The organism is Nitratireductor indicus C115 (assembly GCF_000300515.1).
GTDB classification, from domain to species: domain Bacteria; phylum Pseudomonadota; class Alphaproteobacteria; order Rhizobiales; family Rhizobiaceae; genus Nitratireductor; species Nitratireductor indicus.
In genome coordinates, this window is record NZ_AMSI01000002.1 from 363692 (window position 1) to 373251 (window position 9560).

The window sequence follows — 9560 nt, forward strand, 5'->3', positions numbered from 1 at the left end:
GGATCGTGCTATATTGTCCAGTGGCGCATGGCCGGGCGGGCAACGCCCCGGAGCCGATGCGAGACGAGATCAGGGAGTCTGAAATGACCTACAAGACCATCCTCGCCATTCTGCAGAGCGAAGCCGACGCCGGCCGCGTCCTCGATCTCGCACTACCCCTGGCCTCGCGCCACGACAGCCACGTCATCGGCCTCCACGCCGAGGCATTGCCCATGGTAATCGCCTCTCCGATGGGCGGGCCGGTCGTCGATTTCAGCGTCGACATGCAGGAGGAGACCAGCCGCCGCCACACCGTCATCCGCGCCCTTTTCGAGGAACGCGCGCGAATTGAGGGTGTGGCCAATGAATGGCGCGGTTTTGACAGCGTTTCGGGAGATTCCGCCGTTTCCGGCATCGAAAGCGCGCGCAGCGCCGATCTCGTTGTCGCACAGCAGACGGATCCCGATGCAAGTTCCGGCATGATCGCCAATATCGAGGCACTGCTTTTCGAAACCGGGCGCCCGCTCCTCCTGGTACCCTATGTGCGCAAGGAACGGGCGGCGAGCTTCAAGAAGATCATCCTTGCCTGGAACGGCAGCAAGCAGGCCACTCGCGCGGCCTTCGATGCCCTGCCCTTCATGAAGGAGGCCGAGAGCGTGGAGGTTCTTTGTGTCGATCCTCAGGACACACCCCGTCGCGACGCAGAAATGGCAGGAACGGCCATTGCCGCAGCACTTGCCCGCCATGACATTGAGGTCACGATAAAGATCGAGAATTCGGGCGGCGTTGCGCATGGCGAGGTGATCGACAATCGCATTGCCGATACAGGCGCTGACCTGCTGGTCATGGGAGCGTTCGGGCGCTCGCGCCTCAAGGAATTCGTTTTCGGCGGTGCCACCCGCACCCTGCTTCAGTCCATGACGATCCCGACCCTTCTGTCGCATTAGGATCAGGCGTCGAACCGGCAGAGGTGATATAGGGAGCGCCATATTTCATTGATGGAAGGGCGCTCCTGCGGGAAAATGCGTGGAAAGTGCCGGAAAACCGGCATCGGGCTTGCACGGAACCGCAATTTCCGGCTAATCCCCCGCGCATTCTGTTTTCCGCGCCTCAAAAGCGCTCAGTGGAGTGCATGGACAATGTCTCTTCCCGAAAAAGCCTTTCCCGTCTCCTGGGATCAGTTCCACCGCGATGCGCGCGCGCTCGCCTGGCGCCTCTCCGGCGTGAACGGGCAATGGAAAGCCATCGTCTGCATCACGCGTGGCGGGCTTGTTCCAGCTGCGGTCATTGCGCGCGAACTCGACATCCGCCTCATCGAGACAGTCTGCGTCGCCTCCTACCACGATTACACCGAACAGGGCGATCTCAGGATATTGAAGGAAGTCCACCCCTCGCTGATGGAAAATGACGGTGCGGATGTCCTCATCGTCGATGACCTGACCGACACGGGCAAGACGGCGGCAATCGTGCGTGCCATGATGCCGCGCGCGCATTTCGCAACGGTCTACGCAAAGCCCAAGGGGCGCCCGCTGGTCGACACCTTCGTCACCGAAGTCTCACAGGACACCTGGATTTATTTTCCCTGGGATATGGGCTTTTCCTATCAGAAGCCCATCGCCGACGGCCAGCCGGACTGAGCAGACGACCTCCCAAGGGCTCCCCTGGGCTCCTACGGCCTTCTGACGCCGGAAGATAAGAGACCCCTTTTAAGTATCCGCGCATAAGCGCGCGGATATGCATGGCCGCGCGCCCGCATGCGGCAATGCGGTTGATTATTCGCCAAGATCGATTATCTCTGTCACTCAGGGTTTGAGCGTTTGTAGAATCGCCGCCCATGCTGCGATGCAAATCCGCTTCGGGTAATCGCGTAAGCAGTCTATTCGGAACCAAGGGGCCTGTTGTGAATCCCGGATATGAAGCCGGGAAGAAGGAGAAGTGTGATTATCAGTCACTGCACACGCATGCGGTTGACCGAAAGGGTCCGGCGTCTGTTCGGCGGCAATCCACGCCGCGTTCAGGCCGCAGCCCTGCCATGGCGTACATCCGCAAAGGACGGCTCCCTGGAAATCATGCTTGTGACGAGCCGCGACACGGGCCGCTGGGTGCTGCCGAAGGGCTGGCCCGAGGGGCCTGAGCGCCTGGGGCAGACCGCACAGCGAGAAGCGGTCGAGGAAGCCGGTATAGAGGGTGTGGCGGCGGACACCGAAATCGGTCGCTTTTATTACAAGAAGCTTCGCGGTTCCGGTGTCGAATGGCGCTGCGAGGTCGCGATCATCCCTCTTCGGGTGACGCGTGAGCTCAACAAATGGCCGGAACGGAAGAAGCGCACCCGCCGCTGGTTCTCGGCCCGCGATGCCGCGCGGCTGGTCGATGAGCCCGATCTGGCGGAAATGCTGCTGCGCTTCGCCGACAATCCACGGGAAATTGCTGCCTGAAGGCGTTCCATGGCCCGTGCCGGCTTGCCGTTGAGGCCGTTGTCTCCTAACCCGTTCCCAATCGGCCCGGACCGGGCGTGATGCCATGCGCAATCCTTGGGGATCGCTTGGCTCGAACACTGGATTTGGCATGACCGAAACCGCCACGACCCCGCGCAAGCAGACGCTCGACAAGGATCTGGACAAACTCGTCCATGTCGAGGAAGCCACAAGCACCGTCGCGCGTGGCCTCGTGGCGCCCGGTCTGGCGCTTCTCTTTCTCGCCCTCGCCGCCATTTTCGCCGGCACATACACGTTTGGCGAGCCGGGTGCCATCATCATCGTCGCTGCGGCGGCCATCGGCGCCTACATGGCGCTCAACATCGGCGCCAATGACGTGGCCAACAATGTCGGCCCTGCGGTCGGCGCCAAGGCGATGACACTGGGCGGAGCTCTTCTTATCGCAGCCGTCTTTGAAACGGCCGGCGCGCTCATCGCCGGCGGCGACGTGGTAAGCACCATTTCAAAGGGCATCATCGACCCGGCTGCGGTGGGAACGCCGGAAGCCTTCGTGCGCGCCATGATGGCCGCCCTCATCTCCTCGGCGCTCTGGATCAATCTTGCCACCTGGATCGGGGCTCCGGTTTCCACCACCCACTCGGTGGTGGGCGGCGTCGTGGGAGCGGGCGTGGCGGCAGCCGGCATCTCTTCTGTCGATTGGCACACCATGGCGCAGATCGCGGCAAGCTGGGTTGTTTCCCCGGTAATCGGCGGTATCGTTGCGGCCATCTTCCTCGCCTTCATCAAGACCGCGATCATCTACCAGGACGACAAGATCACTGCGGCGCGCCGCTGGGTGCCCGTTCTGATCGCCGTCATGGCCGGCGCCTTCGCCTCTTATCTGGCGACGAAGGGGTTGAACCATCTCATGAAGATCCGCCAGTCCGACGCGCTATTGATCGGGCTCGGTGTCTTCGCCGTCAGCTGGATCGGAGCGCATGTGCTTGTGCGCCGTCAGTCCGAAGGGATGGAGAACCGCAACCAGTCCCTGCGCCGGCTGTTTCATTTGCCGCTGGTCATTTCAGCCGCCCTGCTCTCCTTTGCCCATGGCGCAAATGACGTCGCCAATGCCGTCGGACCGCTCGCGGCAATTGTTTTCACCGCCCAGCAACACACGGTCGATGCGACCGTTGCAATTCCGCTTTGGGTGATGATCATCGGTGCCGCGGGCATTTCCCTGGGGCTCGTTCTGTTCGGCCCCAAGCTTATCCGCATGGTTGGCGAGCAGATCACCAAGCTCAACCCGATGCGCGCTTTCTGCGTTGCGCTGTCGGCGGCCATCACCGTGATCATCGCTTCAGGCCTCGGCCTTCCGATCAGTTCCACCCATACGGCCGTCGGCGCGATTTTCGGCGTCGGCTTCTTCCGCGAATGGTACACCGCCCATTCCAAGCGCCGTCGCGCCTATCTCGAGCGCAAGGGCATCGAGTTCAAGAGGAACGGCAATGGCGAGGCCGATGAAGAGGAGCTGGAAATGCAAACCACCTCCCGCGAGGAAATCGCAAGGCGCAAGCTCGTGCGCCGCGTCCATGTCCGCACCATCGTTGCTGCCTGGGTAACAACGGTTCCTGCCGCGGCGGTCCTGTCGGCTGGCATTTTCCTGTTCCTGGATTTCATTGCCTGACAAAGGCTGGCGACTGTGCCCCCTCGGCATCGCGTAGAAATTTTATCGCGGGGCGCGAAGACCAGCAGGCCCATGCGAAAGAAAATTAGCCGCCTTCTCGCAAGCCCCGGAAATCAAGGCTTCCCGCAGAAGCAAGCACCGACAACCGACTTCCCCAGTATTCACATACTCACACACAACATCTAGCGGTTTGCCGATATCCGGAAACGACTGCTTGACGGCCCGCCACGAGTCGCCTTTTATGAAAATCTAGTCTGCGTCTCACGGCGTGGTTGGCTGCTTACCGAGTTGGCCGATTTTCCGGATTGTGTTGCGTTTTCCTGAGGTTTGCCCGACGTTTGCACGGGGTCAGACCTGGGGATTTTTGCGCCTTGAGGCAAGCAGGTGAGAGCTGCGTGCTGGCTCTTGTTAAGAAAGCTGTTAACACTACATTTAGTGTATCCAGGTATGCTTTCATACTAGATAGTGCGGGTGTTATGTCGCAGCATGATCGCTTGTTGCGTCAGGTTGGGGGCGGTTCTGCGCCATGCGGAACAATGGCTTTGGCGGTCCGAAAACGCGGTTGCGCGCAAGGCACCAACCTTCAAGAACGGAGAGCCGCTTCGGGTATTGGCGGCAGTCGGCGGACCAGGAGCTTCGCCCGGCAAAATGTGATGAGGCATTTGTCGGCGCGGGTACTATATTTAGGACGGGGGCAAAGAGGACGAAATGCGCATCGAACGTCGCTTCACGAAGGAAGGTAAGAGCCCTTATGCGGAGATTGCCTTCCGCAAGGCCACCAGCGAAATCAAGAACCCGGATGGCTCCATCGTCTTCCGGCTGGAAAACATCGACGTGCCTGCGCAGTTCTCTCAGGTAGCGAGCGACATTCTGGCGCAGAAATATTTCCGCAAGGCCGGCGTTCCTGCGCGCCTGAAGAAGGTCGAAGAAAACGACGTCCCCTCTTTCCTGTGGCGGTCTGTGGCCGATGAGGATGCGCTGAAGGCACTTCCCGAAGATGAGCGCTATGGCTCCGAGACGAGCGCTGCGCAGGTCTTCAACCGTCTTGCCGGCACCTGGACTTACTGGGGCTGGAAGGGTGGATATTTCAATTCGGAAGCCGATGCGCAGGCTTTCATGGACGAATTGTGCTATATGCTCGCCACCCAGCGCGTGGCGCCCAACTCCCCGCAATGGTTCAACACCGGCCTGCACTGGGCCTATGGCATCGACGGTCCCGGCCAGGGCCATCATTATGTCGACCCCTTCACCGGCAAGCTCACCAAATCCAAATCGGCCTATGAGCACCCGCAGCCCCATGCCTGCTTCATCCAGTCCGTCGGCGACGATCTGGTGAATGAAGGCGGCATCATGGACCTTTGGGTTCGCGAGGCGCGTCTGTTCAAATATGGCTCCGGCACCGGCTCCAACTTCTCGCATCTGCGCGGCGAAGGTGAAAAACTCTCCGGCGGTGGCAAGTCTTCCGGCCTGATGTCGTTCCTCAAGATCGGCGACCGGGCAGCCGGCGCCATCAAGTCCGGCGGCACGACGCGCCGCGCGGCCAAGATGGTCGTCGTCGACATCGACCATCCCGATATCGAGGCCTATATCGACTGGAAGGTGAAGGAAGAGCAGAAGGTTGCCGCTCTCGTCACCGGCTCCAAGATCGTCAAGAAGCACCTCGAAGCCATCATGAAGGCCTGCGTCAATTGCGAAGGCGACAATGGCGACTGCTTCGACCCGGCCAAGAACCCTGCCCTCAAGCGCGAGGTCCGCGCGGCCAAGCGCAATGCGGTTCCCGAGAACTACGTCAAGCGTGTGATCCAGTTCGCGCGCCAGGGCTACACCGATATCGAGTTCAAGACCTATGACACGGACTGGGATTCGGAAGCCTATCTGACGGTGTCCGGCCAGAACTCGAACAATTCCGTCTCCTTGAAGGACGACTTCCTGCGCGCTGTGGAGACCGATGGCGACTGGAGCCTGATCAATCGCATCGACGGCAAGGTTGCCCGCACGCTGAAGGCGCGCGACCTTTGGGAGAAGATCGGCTATGCCGCCTGGGCCTCCGCCGATCCCGGCCTCCATTTCAACAGCACGATGAACGACTGGCACACTTCGCCGGCCGCCGGTCCGATTCGCGCCTCCAATCCGTGCTCGGAATACATGTTCCTGGACGATACGGCCTGCAACCTGGCCTCCATGAACCTTCTCCAGTACCGCAACAAGGACGGCTCCATCGACATTGCCGCCTATGAGCACACGGTGCGCCTGTGGACGGTGGTTCTGGAAATTTCAGTGATGATGGCGCAGTTCCCGTCCAAGGAAATCGCGCGTCTTTCCTACGAATACCGCACGCTCGGCCTCGGCTATGCCAATATTGGCGGCCTGCTGATGACCTCGGGCATTCCCTACGATTCAGCCGAAGGCCGCGCCATCTGCGGCGCACTGACGGCCATCATGACCGGCGTTTCCTATGCCACCTCCGCGGAGATGGCGGGTGAGCTCGGCGCATTCCAGGATTACGAGCGCAATGCCGGGCACATGCTGCGCGTCATCCGCAATCATCGCCGCGCCGCCCATGGCTTGAGCGAGGGCTATGAGGGCCTTTCCGTCGATCCCGTGCCGCTGAAGGCGGAAGACTGTCCGCAGCCCGCCCTCATCGAGCACGCCAAGCGCGCCTGGGACCGGGCGCTCGAACTCGGCGAGAAGAACGGCTATCGCAATGCCCAGTCGACCGTCATCGCGCCCACCGGCACGATCGGCCTCGTCATGGATTGCGACACCACAGGCATCGAGCCCGACTTCGCTCTGGTGAAGTTCAAGAAGCTGGCCGGCGGCGGCTACTTCAAGATCATCAACCGCGCCGTGCCGGAAGCCCTGCGCACGCTCGGCTATTCCGAGGCCCAGATCGCCGAGATCGAGGCCTATGCGGTTGGCCATGGCAATCTCGACCAGGCGCCCGGCATCAATCCCTCGACGCTGAAGGCCAAGGGCTTCGACGACGAGAAGGTTGCCGCCCTCAATACCGCTCTGAAATCGGCTTTCGATATCAAGTTCGCCTTCAACAAGTGGACGCTCGGCGAGGAATTCTGCAAGACCGCGCTCGGCTTCACGCAGGAACAGCTCGACGATTTCTCCTTCGAGATGCTGCCGGCCCTCGGCTTCACGAAGAAGGAGATCGAGGCCGCGAACATCCACATCTGCGGCGCGATGACGCTCGAGGAGGCGCCGCATCTCAAGGAAGAGCACCTGCCCGTCTTTGATTGCGCCAATCCGTGCGGCAAGATCGGCAAGCGCTACCTGTCGGTGGAGAGCCATATCCGTATGATGGCGGCGGCCCAGCCTTTCATCTCGGGCGCCATCTCCAAGACGATCAACATGCCCAATGACGCGACAGTGGAGGACTGCAAGGAAGCCTATATGCTGTCCTGGAAGCTCGCGCTGAAGGCCAACGCCCTCTACCGCGACGGCTCCAAGCTCTCGCAGCCGCTGAACGCGTCCCTCCTGTCGGACGACGAGGAAGAAGCCGACGATCTGGTCGAGGAACTGGTCGCAGCTCCCACGGCAGCGCAGGCGGCAATCGTCACCGAGAAGATTGTCGAACGTGTCATCGAAAAGGTGGTGCGCGAGCGCGAGAAACTGCCCAACCGCCGCAAGGGCTACACCCAGAAGGCGGTCGTAGGCGGGCACAAGGTCTATCTTCGCACCGGCGAATTCGACGATGGTCGCCTCGGCGAGATTTTCATCGACATGCACAAGGAAGGCGCTGCCTTCCGCGCCATGATGAACAATTTCGCCATCGCCATCTCGCTCGGCCTGCAATATGGCGTGCCGCTCGAGGAATATGTGGAGGCCTTCACCTTCACCAAGTTCGAGCCGGCCGGCATGGTCCAGGGCAATGACGCCATCAAGAATGCCACGTCGATCCTCGACTATGTGTTCCGCGAGCTCGCCGTTTCCTATCTGGGCCGTTCGGACCTCGCCCATGTGGACACCTCCGACTTCACCAACACCGCACTCGGTCGCGGCATCAACGAAGGCAAGGCCCTTCCCTTCTCCAAGGGCCTGACGCGCGGCGCCACCCCCTTCAAGGTGGTCTCCGGCAAGACCAGCGAGCCGAAGGGCGAAGGCAGCGCGCCTGCCGTGCGTGCGGTTTCCTCCGGCGCGACCGTCCATGCGCTGAAGCCGGCTGTGGCCGGCCTCCAGGAAGAAGCGACGGCCTTCCGCCGCGACTATGAGGAGCGCGCCCGCGAGCTTGCTGAGGAAGTGGCGCAGGAAGACGTGACCGAGGCGCTCTTCACGGATGAGGCCGCCCAGGAGGCAGCCGACGCCAAGAAGGTCGAGAGCCACCGCCGCCAGCAGGCGATCATGCAGGGCTACACCGGCAACATGTGCTCGGAGTGCCAGAACTTCACGATGGTGCGCAACGGCACCTGCGAAAAGTGCGACACCTGCGGCGCCACAAGCGGGTGCAGCTGAGGCTTTTGTCGAAGCTCATCCCTTGAACGGATAAGAGACGATAAAGCCCGGGTCGAAAGGCCCGGGCTTTCTAGATGGGTTCACCGTTTCACGGAAACCCTGAACCGATCTATCTCTTTGTTTTTCCGCATTTACGCAGACGTCAGGTGATTCCACCTGACTGCAAAATGCTCTAATTCAGACAGCCACCATCATCCTGAACTCTCGCCGGTGATGCCGGCTCCGGCTCTTGCAAAAGACCTCCCGGCACGTTTTGTCTGTCTGGAGATGCCCCACCCAGGGCAACATGTCGATTTTGATCCTGTTTGGAGCAACCCGAAATGAAGCGCTGCCTGATGCTGGATGTCGATGGCGTCCTGATCAATGGCCGACCGGAAGACGGCCGTTCATGGGCGACGGATATTGAGCGTGATCTCGGCATACCACTTGAGAAACTAAGCTCCGTCTTCTTTGCCCCACATTGGGAAGACATCGTGTCGGGCAGGAAAAATCTTCTCGACACAGTCGAAGCCTGCCTGCCGCTTCTCGCACCAGGCCTGACGGCCATAGAGCTCATTGATTATTGGTTTTCAAGGGATTCCCGCATAGACGAATCCCTGCTTCAGGAATGCGACGAGCTTCGCCGGCGCGACACACACATCTTCCTCGCCACCAATCAGGAACACATGCGTGCCGAACACCTGATGGAACGGCTTGCGCTTGAGAAGCATGTCGACGGCATCATCTACTCGGCAAAGATCGGTGCCCGCAAACCCCAGCCGGCGTTTTTCGAAGCCGCTTCCAGGCTGAGCGGCTTTGCGCCAGCAAACATTCTGCTGGTGGACGATACGAAAGCGAATGTCGAGGCAGCGGTTCAAGCCGGCTGGCGGGCTGAGCACTGGTTTGGAAACGGCAGCCTTCTGAGCCTGGTGGATCGCGCCTACGAACCGGCGGAAGAAATCCCAAGCCCGGAGAGTTGATCAACACCAGGAGTAACAACCTTCTCGCCCGGCATTCATGCGAGGCCGCGTAAGAAGATGCAG

General features: G+C 60.8%; 6 protein-coding genes. All 6 read left to right on the plus strand.

Annotation, left to right across the window (positions count from 1 at the left end; genetic code table 11):
• Positions 1–83 precede the first annotated feature (83 nt).
• The 6 genes from NA8A_RS04445 (at position 84) to NA8A_RS04470 (ending at position 9497) form a co-directional block, all read left to right on the plus strand.
• Positions 84–926: a universal stress protein gene (locus NA8A_RS04445; RefSeq protein WP_009756156.1), complete on the plus strand. Its 843-nt coding sequence runs from the start codon at positions 84–86 to the stop codon at positions 924–926.
• Between the two features lie 192 nt (positions 927–1118).
• The gene (gpt, locus tag NA8A_RS04450; protein ID WP_009756157.1) at positions 1119–1616 is read left to right on the plus strand and encodes a xanthine phosphoribosyltransferase; all 498 of its coding nucleotides are present in this window, start codon (positions 1119–1121) and stop codon (positions 1614–1616) included.
• A 300-nt stretch (positions 1617–1916) separates the two neighbouring features.
• Positions 1917–2414: an NUDIX hydrolase gene (locus NA8A_RS04455; protein ID WP_009756158.1), complete on the plus strand. Its 498-nt coding sequence runs from the start codon at positions 1917–1919 to the stop codon at positions 2412–2414.
• A 130-nt stretch (positions 2415–2544) separates the two neighbouring features.
• Entirely contained in the window at positions 2545–4077 is a 1533-nt protein-coding gene (locus NA8A_RS04460) for an inorganic phosphate transporter (protein ID WP_009756159.1), read from the plus strand.
• A 708-nt stretch (positions 4078–4785) separates the two neighbouring features.
• Positions 4786–8538 carry a vitamin B12-dependent ribonucleotide reductase gene (locus NA8A_RS04465; protein WP_009756160.1) on the plus strand — a complete coding sequence of 1251 codons (3753 nt, stop codon included), beginning with the start codon at positions 4786–4788 and terminating at the stop codon, positions 8536–8538.
• 320 nt (positions 8539–8858) lie between these two features.
• Positions 8859–9497, plus strand: a complete 639-nt coding sequence (locus NA8A_RS04470) for an HAD-IA family hydrolase (protein WP_009756161.1) — start codon at positions 8859–8861, stop codon at positions 9495–9497.
• Positions 9498–9560 lie beyond the last annotated feature (63 nt).

Excerpts from the sequence above, each read along its gene's own strand:
- NA8A_RS04445 (WP_009756156.1), top strand. The coding sequence starts at position 84 with ATGACCTACAAGACCATCCTCGCCATTCTGCAGAGCGAAGCCGACGCC.
- NA8A_RS04460 (WP_009756159.1), top strand. The coding sequence starts at position 2,545 with ATGACCGAAACCGCCACGACCCCGCGCAAGCAGACGCTCGACAAGGAT.
- NA8A_RS04470 (WP_009756161.1), top strand. The coding sequence starts at position 8,859 with ATGAAGCGCTGCCTGATGCTGGATGTCGATGGCGTCCTGATCAATGGC.
- NA8A_RS04465 (WP_009756160.1), top strand. The coding sequence starts at position 4,786 with ATGCGCATCGAACGTCGCTTCACGAAGGAAGGTAAGAGCCCTTATGCG.
- gpt (WP_009756157.1), top strand. The coding sequence starts at position 1,119 with ATGTCTCTTCCCGAAAAAGCCTTTCCCGTCTCCTGGGATCAGTTCCAC.